This is a genomic window from Mycolicibacterium nivoides, from assembly GCF_003855255.1.
In the GTDB taxonomy this organism is placed as follows: Bacteria; Actinomycetota; Actinomycetes; order Mycobacteriales; family Mycobacteriaceae; genus Mycobacterium; species Mycobacterium nivoides.
Genome location: NZ_CP034072.1, coordinates 5,892,940 through 5,907,143 on the forward strand (window position 1 = coordinate 5,892,940; position 14,204 = coordinate 5,907,143).

At 65.4% G+C, this 14,204-nt stretch carries 16 protein-coding genes and 1 pseudogene; 8 read left to right on the forward strand and 9 right to left on the reverse strand.

The window, feature by feature from the left end; all coding sequences use genetic code 11:
• The first annotated feature begins 68 nt into the window (after nt 1-68).
• Complete coding sequence (locus EH231_RS28755) at nt 69-698, forward strand: TetR/AcrR family transcriptional regulator (protein WP_164481054.1); 630 nt, start codon at nt 69-71, stop codon at nt 696-698.
• 26 nt (nt 699-724) lie between these two features.
• Nucleotides 725-1,936 (forward strand): acyl-CoA dehydrogenase family protein, encoded by a 1,212-nt coding sequence (locus EH231_RS28760; protein ID WP_090423937.1) that lies wholly within the window; start codon nt 725-727, stop codon nt 1,934-1,936.
• A gap of 15 nt (nt 1,937-1,951) precedes the next feature.
• Here EH231_RS28760 and EH231_RS28765 read toward each other — a convergent pair whose 3' ends face one another.
• On the reverse strand, nt 1,952-2,218 hold the full coding sequence (locus EH231_RS28765) for a YdeI/OmpD-associated family protein (RefSeq protein ID WP_090423936.1): 267 nt from the start codon (nt 2,216-2,218) through the stop codon (nt 1,952-1,954).
• 195 nt (nt 2,219-2,413) lie between these two features.
• Here EH231_RS28765 and EH231_RS28770 point away from each other — a divergent pair, with 195 nt between their 5' ends.
• Nucleotides 2,414-3,082 carry an SDR family oxidoreductase gene (locus EH231_RS28770; RefSeq protein ID WP_124713815.1) on the forward strand — a complete coding sequence of 223 codons (669 nt, stop codon included), beginning with the start codon at nt 2,414-2,416 and terminating at the stop codon, nt 3,080-3,082.
• A 22-nt stretch (nt 3,083-3,104) separates the two neighbouring features.
• Here EH231_RS28770 and EH231_RS28775 read toward each other — a convergent pair whose 3' ends face one another.
• Complete coding sequence (locus EH231_RS28775) at nt 3,105-4,196, reverse strand: tartrate dehydrogenase (RefSeq protein ID WP_124713816.1); 1,092 nt, start codon at nt 4,194-4,196, stop codon at nt 3,105-3,107.
• Nucleotides 4,197-4,279: 83 nt separating this feature from the next.
• Entirely contained in the window at nt 4,280-4,447 is a 168-nt protein-coding gene (locus EH231_RS34015; RefSeq protein ID WP_090424774.1) for a hypothetical protein, read from the reverse strand.
• Nucleotides 4,448-4,763: 316 nt separating this feature from the next.
• Here EH231_RS34015 and EH231_RS28780 point away from each other — a divergent pair, with 316 nt between their 5' ends.
• Nucleotides 4,764-5,186, forward strand: a complete 423-nt coding sequence (locus tag EH231_RS28780; RefSeq protein ID WP_124713817.1) for a hypothetical protein — start codon at nt 4,764-4,766, stop codon at nt 5,184-5,186.
• Nucleotides 5,187-5,217: 31 nt separating this feature from the next.
• On the opposite strand, the gene EH231_RS34490 is transcribed toward EH231_RS28780, so the two are convergent.
• Nucleotides 5,218-5,574: a MerR family transcriptional regulator gene (locus EH231_RS34490; RefSeq protein ID WP_241177821.1), complete on the reverse strand. Its 357-nt coding sequence runs from the start codon at nt 5,572-5,574 to the stop codon at nt 5,218-5,220.
• Between the two features lie 244 nt (nt 5,575-5,818).
• Nucleotides 5,819-6,085: pseudogene (locus EH231_RS34730) on the reverse strand (hypothetical protein); the annotation flags it as partial.
• On the opposite strand from EH231_RS34730, the gene EH231_RS28790 reads away from it, so the two are divergent.
• Together EH231_RS28790 and EH231_RS28795 are read left to right on the forward strand one after the other, a co-directional pair.
• Nucleotides 5,992-6,465 (forward strand): DUF6194 family protein, encoded by a 474-nt coding sequence (locus tag EH231_RS28790; protein ID WP_124713818.1) that lies wholly within the window; start codon nt 5,992-5,994, stop codon nt 6,463-6,465. The pseudogene EH231_RS34730 and the gene EH231_RS28790 sit on opposite strands and share 94 nt — an antisense overlap.
• 38 nt (nt 6,466-6,503) lie before the next feature.
• Nucleotides 6,504-7,052: a VOC family protein gene (locus EH231_RS28795; RefSeq protein ID WP_124713819.1), complete on the forward strand. Its 549-nt coding sequence runs from the start codon at nt 6,504-6,506 to the stop codon at nt 7,050-7,052.
• Between the two features lie 89 nt (nt 7,053-7,141).
• Here EH231_RS28795 and EH231_RS28800 read toward each other — a convergent pair whose 3' ends face one another.
• Nucleotides 7,142-8,305 (reverse strand): aromatic ring-hydroxylating oxygenase subunit alpha, encoded by a 1,164-nt coding sequence (locus EH231_RS28800; RefSeq protein ID WP_124713820.1) that lies wholly within the window; start codon nt 8,303-8,305, stop codon nt 7,142-7,144.
• Nucleotides 8,306-8,374: 69 nt separating this feature from the next.
• Between EH231_RS28800 and EH231_RS28805 the strand changes: the two genes are divergently transcribed.
• The gene (locus tag EH231_RS28805; RefSeq protein WP_090423930.1) at nt 8,375-8,974 is read left to right on the forward strand and encodes a TetR/AcrR family transcriptional regulator; all 600 of its coding nucleotides are present in this window, start codon (nt 8,375-8,377) and stop codon (nt 8,972-8,974) included.
• On the opposite strand, the gene EH231_RS28810 is transcribed toward EH231_RS28805, so the two are convergent.
• Nucleotides 8,971-9,813, reverse strand: a complete 843-nt coding sequence (locus tag EH231_RS28810) for a PhzF family protein (protein WP_124713821.1) — start codon at nt 9,811-9,813, stop codon at nt 8,971-8,973. The genes EH231_RS28805 and EH231_RS28810 overlap by 4 nt on opposite strands.
• A 91-nt stretch (nt 9,814-9,904) precedes the next feature.
• On the opposite strand from EH231_RS28810, the gene thiD reads away from it, so the two are divergent.
• On the forward strand, nt 9,905-10,711 hold the full coding sequence (gene thiD / locus EH231_RS28815) for a bifunctional hydroxymethylpyrimidine kinase/phosphomethylpyrimidine kinase (protein ID WP_124713822.1): 807 nt from the start codon (nt 9,905-9,907) through the stop codon (nt 10,709-10,711).
• 176 nt (nt 10,712-10,887) lie between these two features.
• On the opposite strand, the gene EH231_RS28820 is transcribed toward thiD, so the two are convergent.
• Both EH231_RS28820 and EH231_RS28825 read right to left on the reverse strand, forming a co-directional pair.
• The gene (locus EH231_RS28820) at nt 10,888-12,147 is read right to left on the reverse strand and encodes a glycoside hydrolase family 183 protein (RefSeq protein WP_241177822.1); all 1,260 of its coding nucleotides are present in this window, start codon (nt 12,145-12,147) and stop codon (nt 10,888-10,890) included.
• Nucleotides 12,144-14,198, reverse strand: coding sequence for a DNA/RNA non-specific endonuclease (locus EH231_RS28825; protein WP_164481055.1), 2,055 nt, complete (start codon nt 14,196-14,198; stop codon nt 12,144-12,146). Before EH231_RS28825 ends, EH231_RS28820 begins: the two co-directional genes overlap by 4 nt.
• Between the last annotated feature and the right edge of the window lie 6 nt (nt 14,199-14,204).

The following is a 14,204-nucleotide window of genomic DNA, read 5'->3' on the forward strand; positions in this document are numbered from 1 at the left end:
GTCAGACCGACACAGTCCAGGTCAACCTATCGATCCGACGGACGGGTGGGGTCAGTTTGCAGCCCAAAATGGTGAGTGAGTACTCTCTCACCGTGTCAACCGGACGGGACCGACTCTTGGCCACAGCGTTGAAGCTGTTCGCCGCGAAGGGGTATGCCGCGACATCGGTGGCCCATATCCAGCAGGCAGCCGGCCTGGCGCCGGGGTCGGGCGCGTTGTACAAGCATTTCGGCTCCAAACGAGAACTGCTGGAGTCCGCGGTCACGCACCGCATCGATGCGATCGTGAGCGCCCGCGAGCAGTACGACGCAGGCAATCCCAAGACCGTCGAAGAAGCTGTTCGCAGCGCCGGACAACTGATCTGGACCAACCTCACCCAGAGCGAGGAACTGCTGCGCGTCATGTTGCGCGAACCCGATGAACTCGGGGAGCTCGACGAGAAGACCTGGCAGGTCATCACCGACAACGCCTATCAACGGTTCGCCGATGAACTGGCTGCGTCCAATCGCTCAGGCCGTACCCAGATCCCCGATCCCGAGGCCACCGCGGCGGTCGCGATCGCCGGGTTGTCCTATGCCGCGACATTGCAGGCGCTGACCGGACGCTTGCCGGGCAACGTCGACCACGAACGTTTCTTCGAGGCCTGGGTCATCCAGACCGTCAGCACGATCAAGCAACACCGCTCTCAAAAAAACTGACCGCCAACATATTTCAGGAGTCAACCGTGACGTTCTCCATGCAACTGAGCGAAGACGTGATCGAGGTCCGCGACTGGGTGCACCAGTTCGCCGCCGACGTCGTGCGTCCCGCGGCCGCCGAATGGGACGAGCGCGAGGAAACGCCCTGGCCGGTCATTCAGGAGGCCGCCAAGGTCGGGCTGTACTCCCCTGAGTTGTTCGCCCAGCAGACCGCCGAGCCCACCGGCCTCGGCATGCTGACCGTGTTCGAGGAGCTGTTCTGGGGTGACGCGGGCATCGCGCTGTCAATCCTCGGTACCGGTCTGGCGGCAGCAGCCTTGGCGGGCAACGGAACTCCCGAACAGATCGGCACCTGGCTGCTGCCGATGTTCGGCACAGCCGACGAACCCCAGCTCGGCGCCTTCTGTTCGTCCGAGCCGGACGCCGGGTCCGACGTCGGCGCCATCCGCACCCGGGCTCGCTTCGACGAGGCCACCCGCGAGTGGGTGCTCAACGGCACCAAGACCTGGGCCACCAACGGCGGTATCGCCAACGTCCACATCGTGGTGGCCTCGGTGTATCCGGAGCTCGGCTCCCGCGGCCAGGCCACGTTCATCATCCCCCCGGGCACCCACGGTCTGACCCAGGGACAGAAGTTCAAGAAGCACGGCATCCGGGCCTCGCACACCGCAGAGGTCGTGCTGGACAACGTCCGGCTGTCCGAGGACCTGATCCTGGGCGGACGCGAGAAGTTCGAGGACCGCATCGCCCGGGTGAAGTCGGGGGCCTCGGCGGGCGGTCAGGCCGCGATGAAGACCTTCGAGCGCACCCGGCCCTCGGTCGGCGCCATGGCGGTCGGCGTGGCTCGTGCCGCCTACGAGTACGCCCTCGACTACGCGTGCCAGCGAGAGCAATTCGGCCGCAAGATCGGCGAGTTCCAGGCCGTCGCGTTCAAACTCGCCGACATGAAGAGCCGCATCGACGCCGCCCGGTTGCTGGTGTGGCGGGCCGGCTGGATGGCGCGCAACAACCAGCCCTTCGACAACGCCGAGGGTTCGATGGCCAAGCTGGTGGCCAGTGAGACCGCGGTGTATGTGACCGACGAGGCGATTCAGATCCTCGGCGGAAACGGCTACACCCGCGACTACCCGGTCGAGCGGATGCACCGCGACGCCAAGATCTTCACGATCTTCGAGGGCACCAGCGAGATTCAGCGACTGGTGATCTCCCGGGCCATCACCGGGTTGTCGATTCGGTAGTGCCGGCCGCGGCGGCTACTTGCCGGTGCGCTCGCGGTGCTTGCACCCGGGCCAGCAGCACGGCCGCCGCTGACCTTCTTCCAGTTCCTCCTGCGTCCGACGGATCCGTCGCTCGCGCGTCGCCTGCTGCTTGGCGTCCTCGACCCAGCAGATGAACTCGTTGCGCGCGAGCGGCGTGATGTCCTGCCATGCGGCCAGCGCCGTGGAATTGCCGATCAAGGCTTCGCGCAGGTCCCCCGGCAACTTGTGCACCACTCCACCGGGCACGCGTTGGGCCGTCATGAAGTCAGGTTAAGCCCATCCGCTCAGCAACCCGGCTGCGACATGACCTAGCCCTTATCGTGACCTTAGAGGGGTCTTATTTTTCTTAGAGTTGGGGTACGGTGGGTGCTCAGGGCGGTCGTGGCACGGCATAACCATCGTGTTCTCTCAGGTCATCCCGACCAACCGCCTCGGCAGTGACGGAAGGAACCCGACATGCAGCCTGCAGCAGCCACCCGGATCGCTCTTGTCACCGGCGCATCGCGGGGTATCGGCGCCGACGTCGCCCAGCAGCTCGCCGGTCCGGACACCCACGTCGTGGTCAACTACCGCGAGAAGGCCAAACGCGCCAACACGGTCGTCGACGCCATCCGCCGTGCGGGCGGTCGTGCCTCCACGCTCGGGGCCGACATTTCCGACGAGGCTGCCGCCGCCGCGATGATCGAACGGGTGGGCCGCGAGTTCGGCCGCTTGGACGTCCTGGTGCTCAATGCATCAACCGGGCTGGACCTCGGAACCGATCCGGGCTACGCGATGCGGTTGAACCGCGACGCGCAGCGCCGGCTCGCCACGCTGGCCCTGCCGCTGATGCCGGCGGGCGGTCAGATCGTGTTCGTCACCAGTCATCAGGCGCACTTCTTCCCCAACAAGGCCGTGCCGAAGGGTTACGGACCGATCGCCGCGAGCAAGCGGGCCGGTGAGACCGCGCTGTATGCGATGCGTTCCGAGTTCGACCGACGGGGAATCGATTTCACCGTGGTGTCCGGCGAGATGATGTCAGACCGGGAATTGGCGACGACGATCGCCCGCGCAGCGTCGGCACCGTACCCGTCCGGGATCGTCTACGTCGGAGGGCCCGACTTCCTCTGCAAGATGTCGGCCTGACACATAACGGATCGTCCGAGACCTACGAAGCAGAGATATTCGACTGTAGCTGGTCACGGACCGCAGTCCCAAGCGTGCTTGTCGTCGCGGTTCCGCCCATGTCAGGAGTCAGGATGTCTCCTCCACGGGCCAGGACATCCTCGACAGCTTTGAGTATCGCTGCTGCGGCATCACGTTCACCCAGGTGGTCGAGCATCAACGACGCGCTCCATATCTGACCGATGGGATTGGCGATTCCGCGTCCGGCGATGTCGGGTGCAGAACCGTGAACCGGCTCGAACAGACTCGGAAATCGCCGTTCCGGGTTGATGTTTCCGCTGGGGGCGATGCCGATGGTGCCGGAGCACGCGGGGCCCAGGTCCGAGAGGATGTCACCGAAGAGGTTGCTCGCGACGACGACGTCGAACCAGTCAGGGTGCATAACGAAATTCGCGGCGAGGATATCGATGTGGAACTTGTCCACCGCGATGTCCGGGAACCGCTCACCCATCCGCTCGACGCGCTCGTCCCAGTACGGCATCGTGATGGAGATACCGTTGCTCTTCGTCGCCGAGGTCAGGTGCTTCTCGGGTCGACGTTGAGCAAGCTCGAAGGCGTACTTCAGGATCCGGTCGACGCCGACCCGGGTCATCACCGTCTCCTGCACCACCGTCTCGCGGTCCGTGCCCTCGAACATCTTGCCGCCGATGCTCGAGTACTCGCCCTCGGTGTTCTCCCGTACGACGACGAAGTCGACGTCGCCGGGCCCTCGCCCGGCCAGCGGACTCTTCACTCCGGGCATCAATTTGACCGGACGTAGGTTCACATACTGGTCGAAGTGCCGGCGAAACTGCAGGAGGCTGCCCCACAGCGAAACATGGTCGGGCACAACGTCGGGCCAGCCGACGGCGCCGAAGTAGACCGCATCGAACCGGCTCAGCTCCTCGAACCATCCGTCGGGCAGCATGGCGCCGGTGTCGGTGTAGTACTCCGCGCACGCGTAATCGAACTGCTCATAGTCGATGGCGAAGCCGAAGGCCGCCGCCGCAGACTCCAGAACCTTGAGCCCCTCGGGGACCACTTCCTTACCGATGCCGTCGCCCGGGATCACAGCAAGTCGGTGGGTGGTCGTCATTCCGCCACCCTACGTTCCGGCGGTTCGCCGCCGACGACAAGCGAGGGGCGCCCGGGATGGGCGCCCCTCGCTTGTGTCGTGTATCAGCGGCCGTTGCCGACTATCGGTGTGACGACACCGGTGCTGGCGTGCTGCTGAATGTCGTGCACCCACTGGTGATGGGTGATGTCAGCTTGCGCCGGAGCTGCCAGGCCGACGATGGCGGCGGCGAAACCAGTGGCGATCATGCCGGCGAAACCAAACTTCTTCATGTCGAAGCCCTTCGTTCTGGGCGTTCGAGCCGTGGCGTGGGAGTCGCGGTTCGGACGTCTCTCCACCGGTTCGGGGGATTCCTACCCGGTCTGACTTCCACAACACGCTGCTCAAGACGGTTAATTCCGCTGGCAGAAATTGACCGGCCAATGGCAGCAATCGCGCGATTCATGAAGAGTTCAGGAGGATCTCAGGGCGTGGCCGCAAGGACCGCAAGCTCGGTACGTGACCGGCAGCCCGTCGTCGCCAGCGCCAGGCTCACGTACTTCTTGACGGTGTCCTCTCAGTCAGGCACAGCGTCTTGACGACATCGCGTTGCCGTTGCGACGGCTGCGCGAGCGGCTCGGTCCGGGAGGCAGGCAGCAGCGGGCGCGCCAGGCCGCGCAGGCGCCGGCACAGCAACCGCAGCGCGGAGGCATCCCGCGCGTCGACCGCATCCGGGTCAGGATCGAAGACTCCGAGCAGCCCGTGCGCGGCCCTGCCCATCGGGAAGGTGAACGCATTGCACGATTGCAGGCCGGCCCGATGCAGAAACTGCTCGACATAGGAGGGGCCGACGCGGGCACACTGGGCAGTTGGCGCAGGCTGACCGATCCCGCGGTGTGCAGGTGCCGCAGGGCCACCGGGGTGGATGCCGCGGCGCGCGCCTGGCAGGTGCGCGACGAGCTGGCCGAGACCCAGACCGACGCGATCACGCACATGGCGCAGAAGTATGAGGCCGAAAGGGCTGACACCTAGTCGGTTTCGGTCGCGATCGGCGCTCCCTCCGCTAGGCAGGCTGGATGATCTGAGCCAACGTCGATGCGGCGCGCAGGAGCGACAGGCTGCGTTCGGTGATGGAGTCCAACCGCGTGTCGAGCGCCTCGAGCGAGCGGTTCACATCGTCGAGGTCCCGGATCGCCACGACCGCCCGCCGAACCTCGGGGATGCGATAGCCGGCAGCGCGCAAGGCTGCCGTGATCCGCGCCTCGCGGATGGCCTCAAGCTGATAGCGCCTGGTCGATCCGGTCCGGTTGGTGATGCGCTGCGGCTTCACCAGCCCCTCCTTCTCCCAGAAACGGAGAGTGGAGGTACGAACGCCGAGCGCCCGGGACAGTTCGGTGATGGTCATCGCGTCGGCTTCCACGGGGGGCAGCCTCGGTCTCGGTCTCGCCCTGGATGGCCTCCAGCGCTCGACGCGCGACGAGTGCCTGCTCACGCTCTCCGTTGAGCCCGATGTGCAACGAGCACACCAGGGTTGCCGCCTCCCCGGCAGGCAACGCGCGGATTGCGTGCATGGTCCGGCGGGCCTCGACCGGACCCACTGCGTGGGCCAGATCGCGATACGCACGTAGGTCGTGGATCGCGGTCGCGGAGAACTGTCGGTACCCGTTGTCGGCCCGGACCGCTGATGCGATGACCCCGCGACGCTCCAAGTCACGAATCTGCTGGACCGAATAGCCGGTCGCCGTCGCTACCGCCGAGACGGTCAGCATGCTCGCCGCACGACCATCACGACCACGCCTCAAACCCTCCATAAGCCCTTCAACCGCACACTTCAACCATGAGTATGGACCAGATACTGGAGACGATCCGACGATTCGACGGTGTCCTCGAACTGGCGCCGACGGCGGACAGCGAGTTCCCCGAGATCGCATGGGGCGACCACTTCTTCTACTTCGCGCCCAACGGTCAAGTGCCACAACGCGAACAGCCCTACGCCACCATCGTCACGAAGAACTATCCCGACGATACGTCCTGCGACCTCGACCAGCCTGGCCGGTGGCGGCTGAACATCCACGTCGGGCGGAGCACCTTCATCGAAGTCATCGGCGCAGATCCCCGCGCCGAGTCGACCGCCGTCGACTTCACCGCCGTCGACACGGTCCTGCCCCATCCGGTCTATCGCGCACAAGGCTGGATCTCGATCATCAACCCAGGCGCGCGCACTAGGGCGCTGGTGGTCAGCCTGCTCGGCAGGGCGCACGAGGCGGCGCGTCGGCGAGCAAAACCGGAGTCTTCCCACCACACCCCTTGAGTACTACATTCGGTAGTAGCCGACTCCCAGGGGGCACGATGCGGTGGCGCGGAGTAAGTCATGTCGAGTTCGCGGTCTTGGACTACGACGAATCGATCGCGTTCTACGACGCGATGTTCGGCTGGCTGGGTTTCAGCAGTTTCTCGTCGCTGAACATGGAGTACCAGTCGATCTACTACATGACGCGATACCTCAACCCGCACAGCTACATTGGCATCCAACCGGCTCGTACCGGGAAGAGACTCACCCACCCCGACCAGGCCGTCGGGATCAATCACATCGCGCTGTGGGCCCGAAACAGGAAGGAAGTGGACCGCTTTCACCGCGAATTCCTGACCGCCAGGGGCGTCCCGGTCACCCACGAGCCGAAGAACTACCCGCAGTATTGGCCCGGCTACTACGCGGTCTTCTTCGACGATCCGATCAACGGAATTCACTGGGAACTGGTCTGGATTCCGAAAGTTCCTACCCCGCGCCAGGTCTGGTCGTTCTATCGGACGATGCGCGCCTTCGGTAAACAGCGACCGGACTTGGCGAACTCCGTGCCCGGCATCACCCGGCAGGCGATGCGGCCGCTGCAGCGATGATCCGTTACAGAACTCGACTGCCGGGACCCCAGCGATTGCCCGCTACCCGAAGTGCAGCGAGCCCGCGCGATCCTCCGCCCACCGTCGGGCTAGGCCAGAGCCACCCCCAGTTCCTGGGCGAACACCTTGATCATGTGCTGAACCGCAATTTCGTTGCGGCCGATGATCATATGGTCGTGCTGACCGTGACGGACTCCTTCACCGCACTGAGGGAGCATGGCGAAGTCCTCGTCGCGTACCGCGGCGTGGACCCCCTCGTAGACGGCGTCATAGGCCGCCCGCATGTCGTCATTCGTCGCCGGAACCCGGCCCATCCAGCTGTGCCGCACCGTGCAGCGGGTCGGTTCCCCCTCCGGCAACATGTCGATGATCTCCACGCCCACCGGGCTGTTCGCGAGGATGAGGTTCGGGTAGACCCAGTAGATGACACCCATGTTGGCCGACGGCTCGAACGAGGCACTCGGATCGTCAGTGAGATTCTTGATCCAGTTGAACGGGAATCCGATGCGGTGATGCCTGCCGAACTCGTCGTAGATCGCGGTGTTCGGCAGGGTGTTCTGCCCGATCAGGCTCTCGCCGTGGACGAACGGGAAGTGGTAGCCCTCTGCGAACGCCTCGAGCGCTCCCTTCCACGACACCTCTGAGGAGAACTCGCGGTCAGTGTGGTAGCCGTACGCCTGGTAATTCCATTGCGCCAGTTCAGGTCCGAGCGCTCCCAGGTGGTCGTCGAGATCAATCGTGGCGTCCGCGGTCAGGACCGCCCAGACGAATCCGTAACGCTCCTCCGACGGCAGCTCCACCAGGCCGTACTCCTTGGGGTCCATCGTGTCGAAACCGGCCTTGCCCGGGACCATGAACAGCTCACCGGTGTTGCGATAGGTCCACGCGTGATACGGGCAGACGAACCGTGACGCGTTGCCGGACCCGCAGGCCGGCATCGCGCCGCGGTGCCGGCAGTAGTTGAGGAATACGTGGCTGGCGCCGCTGCGGTCCCGGGTGACCAGCAGCGAGTCCCCGAGCACCGAGCGGACGACGAAGTCGTTCTTCTCCGCGACCTGGGCCGACGGCACGATCGCCAGCGGGACCCGGCGCAGGATCTGGGATTCCTCGATCTCGGTGATCTTCGGGTCGCGGTAGTAGTGCAACGGCACCTTCAGCACCCGGTCGGCCATATCCGTCGTCCCCTCGACGGCGTGCCGCAGAGCGCGGCGGGTCAGGTCCTCATCGGTGCTGCTCACTGGGCTGGCGGTCATGATCTGACCATACAATGAGCATCGACTGTATTGTCAAGATCCGATCGTCGTTCATGCGACGATCAACAGATGCGCAGGCACGGCTGGTCGGGAGACATTCCCGCCGATGACGACGAAGCCGTCGGCCGCATCATCGGCGCGGCCCGCCAGGCGATCGACGCGCGCGGCACGGTGAGCGTGTCCGAGGTGGCTCAGGCCCTCGGGGTGACGCGCCAGACGATCTACCGCTACTTCCCCACGCTCGAGAGCCTCATGGTCGCCACCGCTGTCTCCTCGGTGGACGGGTTCCTCGATCGGCTCGCCGCAGAACTGGGTTCCATCACCGACCCCAGCGAAGCCGTCGTCGAAGGCATCGCCTACACCGCCGAACAGATCCCACACGACCGCTACCTCAGCCTGGTCTTGCAGCCCGGCAAGGCCAGCGCCTTCACCGCCGGCGTGACGTCGGACCTTGCCATCGAGTTCGGCAAGTCGATCCTGCAGCGCTTCGATATCGACTGGGCTGCAGTCGGATTCGCCGGAGATGCGCTCGATCAGCTGGTCGAGTTCATGCTACGGACGCTGCAGTCGTTCATCGTCGACCCGGGCGGCCCATCCCGGCACGACACCGGACTGCGCACCTACCTGCGGGACTGGGTGGCCCCGGCAGTCGCCGCTCACGCGCTTTAGAGCGTCGCGACACCCTCGAAGCAGGTCGTGGTGGCACCGCCGACCCACACCGACCCATCGGGTTCAGCCACCACACTGATCTCGCCGGCCCGGCCGAGCCGCGCCCCCTGAGAGACCCGGTATTCCGCCGGCGCCGCACCGGTACCCGTCAACCATTGCCCCACCGAGGCATTCATGCTGCCGCACACCGGATCCTCTGGAACGCCGACCCCGGGTGCGAACGTCCGCATTTCGTAGTCGTGCGCCGATCCGGGCGGATACTCGCCGATGACACCGACCATGGCCGTGGGGATCCGGGCCAGGTCAGGTTCCAGTTCGAGCACTCGTTGTGCGCTGTCCAGCACGAGGACGGCCCATCCGGGACCGTTGTCCGCCCACTGGTGTGCGAGGACATCGGTGCGTGCCACCCCGAAGGCGTCGACGATCTCATCCAGATACTCGTCGTCGAGAAACCCCGACCGCAGGGTCGGTGGCGCCTGGAAGTACAACTCGCCGTCGCGCTGCCGGACCTCCACGAGGCCGGCACCGCATTCCTGCACAACACGTCCCTGACGCCGGGGTTGTCCGCCGTGTCCGAGCCAGGCGTGTGCGGAACCGAGTGTGGGGTGCCCGGCGAACGGCAGTTCGCTGCCAGGAGTGAAGATCCGAAGGCGGTAGTCGGCCTCAGGCCTTGTCGGCGGCAGCACGAACGTCGTCTCCGACAGGTTGGTCCAGCGTGCAAGCCGTTGCATCGCAACGTCGTCGAGGCCTTCGGTGTCGAGTACGACCGCGACGGGGTTGCCGAGGTACGGGGTTCGGGAGAACACGTCGACCTGGGCGAATGCACGATGACGGGGCATGGTCCTCCCACCTCTGAAGAGCGCAGCAACGTACGCCAGTATCCGCCGAGTTCATGCTGGGCGCTCACAGCCCAGGCGTACGCTCACCCACGTGGTCGATCTCTCGTATGTCATCGCCGGGTCCGAAGCCACCGGCGGCGCCGGCCTGCAAGCTGACCTGCGCACCTTTCAGGAGCTCGGCACCTACGGCGTGGGCACCGTGACCTGCATCGTGTCGTTCGACCCCAAAGCCAACTGGGGCCACCGATTCGTGCCCGTCGATCCACAGGTCATCGCCGATCAGATCGAGGCGGCGACGTCGGCGTACGACCTCGATGTCGTCAAGATCGGCATGCTCGGCACCCCCGCAACGATCGACGTCGTCGCAGGGGCGCTCGCCGGCCAAACCTGGCGGCACATCGTCGTCGACCCCGTGCTCATCTGCAAGGGGCAGGAACCCGGCGCCGCGCTCGACACCGACACCGCACTGCGCCGTCAGATCCTGCCACTGGCGACCGTCGTCACCCCGAACCTGTTCGAGGCCCGCACCCTCGCCGGGATGGACGCCCTCTCCTCGATCGACGACCTCGTCGAAGCGGCCCGACGCATCGCCGACCTTGGCCCCCGCTATGTCCTCGTGAAGGGCGGCGTCGAGTTTCCCGGTGACGACGCGGTCGACGTCCTCTTCGACGGCGACGACGCCGAAATCCTGCGCGCACCGAAGATCGGACACGCCCGCGTCGCGGGCGCGGGATGCACTCTGGCAGCGGCGATCACCGCCGAGCTGGCCAAAGGGGCCGGTGTCCCGGGGGCGGTGCGCCTGGCCAAGGACTTCACCACCGCTGGAATCGTCGATCGGATCAGCGGTAACGCACCGTTCGACACCGTGTGGCAGGGTGCGCGCGGCACGACTCGCTGATACCGGCCACCCGGGCGCGATTCCCAAAGCCCCGGCGAGAGATACACCTGGAGCAGAACCTCGGGCATCCGCGGGTGCGGCACCGAATGCTCGCCCACCACCTGGATCTGCACGTGATTCGCCCCGGCCGCGAGATGCTCGCTCAATCCGCGCGCGACCGTCCCCGGGTCACCGACCTACAGGTTTCTCAGGTCAGCCGGGTTGTGGACCACTGAGGTGGTGTCTGCGAGGGTGGCCTGGAACTGCATCACCCGATAGGGATATCCGGTGGTGGTGTTCCATTGCGAGACAAGCAGACCTGTTCCACCGACGACGTCGAGTTGCGCACCAGGCAGGACGTATCCACCGTAGAGTTGCGCAACCGCGCCGTCGGCATGGTCCTCCTGCTCCCACGTCGTGCCGACCACCGGTGTCTGAATCGGGGTCTGATGGAGGTTCGCCGTCGGCGAGGCGATGACGTGGTAGCCGAGCGCGTACTGCGAAGCCAGGAAGCCGCCGAGCACCCATTTTCCGGGCGCCAGGCGCCGCAGCGTCAGTTCCCCCCAATGCTCGTCCGCGGGAGTGATCGGTGTCGGCTCATTGCCCCATCCCCAACGCTGACCATCCCAGCCCCATCCGACGTATCGGGTGTTGTCACCGATACCGGCGGGTCGTACGCGCCGCAGGATGATGCCCTTGTCTCGTTGAAAGCCGGTGGATACCACGTAGACCCACCCGTCGCCGGGTTCGTAGTCCCACGACCAGCACTGAGCCTGGCCGTGGTGCAGGTCGGCGGCGAACTTCGCTTTCTCCCCCATGTGGTGCCAGGTGATCCCGTTGTCGGGCGAGGACCAGATCTCGGTCCAGATGACGTTCGGGAAGCCACGATTGACGATGGCGTGCAGATACAGGGTGTCGTCGACGCGCAGCAGGTCCGAGGGCAGCACCGTGCTGATACCCCCGCGACTCCATCCGGTGCTGGGGTCGTCGTGGATGTAGAACCACAGTTGTTGCGCGAAGTTCGGGTCGGAGCCGCCGGCACGTTCGTAATGGATGGGATGTTGCGCGTCGCCTGAGCCGATGAGTGCCACCGGAGCCCGCCACAGTCCTTCTCCGACGTGTACGCCCGAGAACGTGTCGCCGAACACCGAGACCAGGGTGCCGTTCGGAGCCAGCACCGATGCGCCGAGATCGGTTGCGGTGACACCCCATCGGTCGGTGATTCCGACGCCGGTGACATCGGCGAGCTTTACGCCACGCCGGGCGGCGGTCTGCGCACGCGAACGTCGGCCGTTGGTGGCGCTCTTCCAGCGGGACAGCGTCGACCGGCTGATGCCGGTGTCCGCCGCTATCGCCGCGACGGCCTCAGCGGAGTTCATCCGGTGCAAGGCTTTTCGACGCACTTCCACCGAGTAGCGGCCGCCCACCCGGTCGACGGCCTCCTTGGTGACACTCACCAGCCGGCCTCATCCAGCGAGACCAGTGGAGGTGCGACAGCCTCGAGTCCCACTGTCATCGTGTCGTGGTCGCGCAGCGCTCCGAACGACAGCCCCGAAAGGCGCTCGATGTCGGCGACGGATTTCTGGAACATGACGACTTTGTCGATATCGGTGAAGGATTCGGCATCGGAGCCGAAGGCCGCGTCCAATGCCGCGTTCTGATCGGCCAAGAACGCGGTGGCACGGAGATCTCCGTCCTCGGCACTGACCCGGACGACGATCTTCCAGAACTGCCGCGGCACGTTGACACCCCGGTACAGCGGATCGTTGCTGCCGAACACCGGGCCGGTGATGACGGTGATCTGCCGCTTCTCGGCGCCGGCGTTGTCGAGGGCGTAGTTCTCGATACGGGCCCAGAGGTGCTGGTTGAATGCTGAGATCTGCGGGCAGCAGTTGGCGAAGTGGAATGTGTCGTCGGCGGCCTGCTTTGCGGCGACCGGACTGCCCCAGGCCGGATCGAGGCGACGCACCATGTGGCCACGGTCGAACAACCGCGGCTTCTGCCGCTCGAACACATCCTGGTCGAGCTGCTGCTCAGGTCTTAGGCGCGGATCGACGTACCAGGTCTCGACAGCCTCGACCTCTCCCGTCGTGCGGTTGATCTTGCGCAATCGGCGGCCGTCGATGTTGACGATGGTGAAAAGCGGCATCCGCCGGTCAGCCCGGATCACCAGGCTGAAGTGGTGGTAGCGCAGCACCGCGTTGGCCGTCGATCGCCTGAGGCCCTTCGGAACTGCGCACTGCGCCAGCAACTTGGCCGGGATGGACGGAACGGCGACAGCTTTGGACAAGAACTCCGGGTCGTAGCCGGAGCGGTTGCTGTAGTCCGGGTTCGGTGCGTCATTACGTTCGAGGATCGATGGTTGGACCGCACCTGGCGCTTCGTCGGTGATGCTGACAACCGGCGCCGACGAATTGAGGCCGGGGACGTTGCCGGTGATGGTCAGTCTCGGCAGGAACAAGTCGGCAGTCACCACCGACGGTGACGCGCCGACAACCGAGGTTTCGCCAACACCACTGACCTGACCTGGCACGGTCGCCGTTGCCTCCAACGGGGTAGTGGCAGCCGGGGGGTTGAGCGCTTCGGCGAGCAGATCCCTTACACCGGCGGGCAATTGGTCGTGGCGGACACGGAGTGCGTCGACGATCGCGCTGATCCGGATGCCTTCATTGCAGTCGTCCGGCACGGGCTGACCGGTTTCGAGCTCGGTGTCGTTGTGGCCGCCGCCCGCGTGATGCAGGGCGACCAGCACGAATTGATCGTTGAACACCGGGCTGCCGCTGGAGCCGTGCAGCGTGTCGGCGGCGTAGTAGAGCGTGACGCCCTTCTTACCGCGGCCGATGACCCGGTTCTCCCGTAGGGCGATCTGTTTGTAGTCGGCGTCGGGGTGTTCGATGATCGTGACGTGGTCACCTTCGGCGTGTTTGTCCCCCGCCGATGACATTGCGCTCCAACCGAAGTCAGGCAGATTTGCACTTCCCGCCGTGCGGGGTCCGACCGCGATCAGCGATACGTCGAGTTCGTTTTCGTCGCTGGTCCAGAAGAACGTCGCCGGGTCGAGCCGAAACTCCGTGACCGCCGCGGGCACATCATCGATGTCGAGCTGGTAGTTGAACTGGATCGAGGTCGACGCGGCGCTCTGCACGTCCGCGATGACATGGTTGTTCGTCATGAACAACCGCGGCGACACCATCACCCCAGTACCCAGCGGCCGGCGCTGTCCGTCGATGACGCGCGCCACCGCTCGCGCGGACAACCTCGCCATCTCGACGTAGTAGATCGGCACGAAATCGGTCGTCGGGCCGATGATCTTCCTCAGTTCACCCCGCATCTGCGGCTTGACCAGCGCGGCCACCTTGTCCTTGCCGGACTGTGGGAGGCCCTTGAGCAGATCAAGGTCGCCGTCGACCACCTTGTTGATCTGCGTTGAGGTCAGGTCACCGGCCGTGATCGCAGCAACGCGGCGAACCAACCGGCCGTGGTCGGGTTCCATGAACACGTTGGACATAACGCC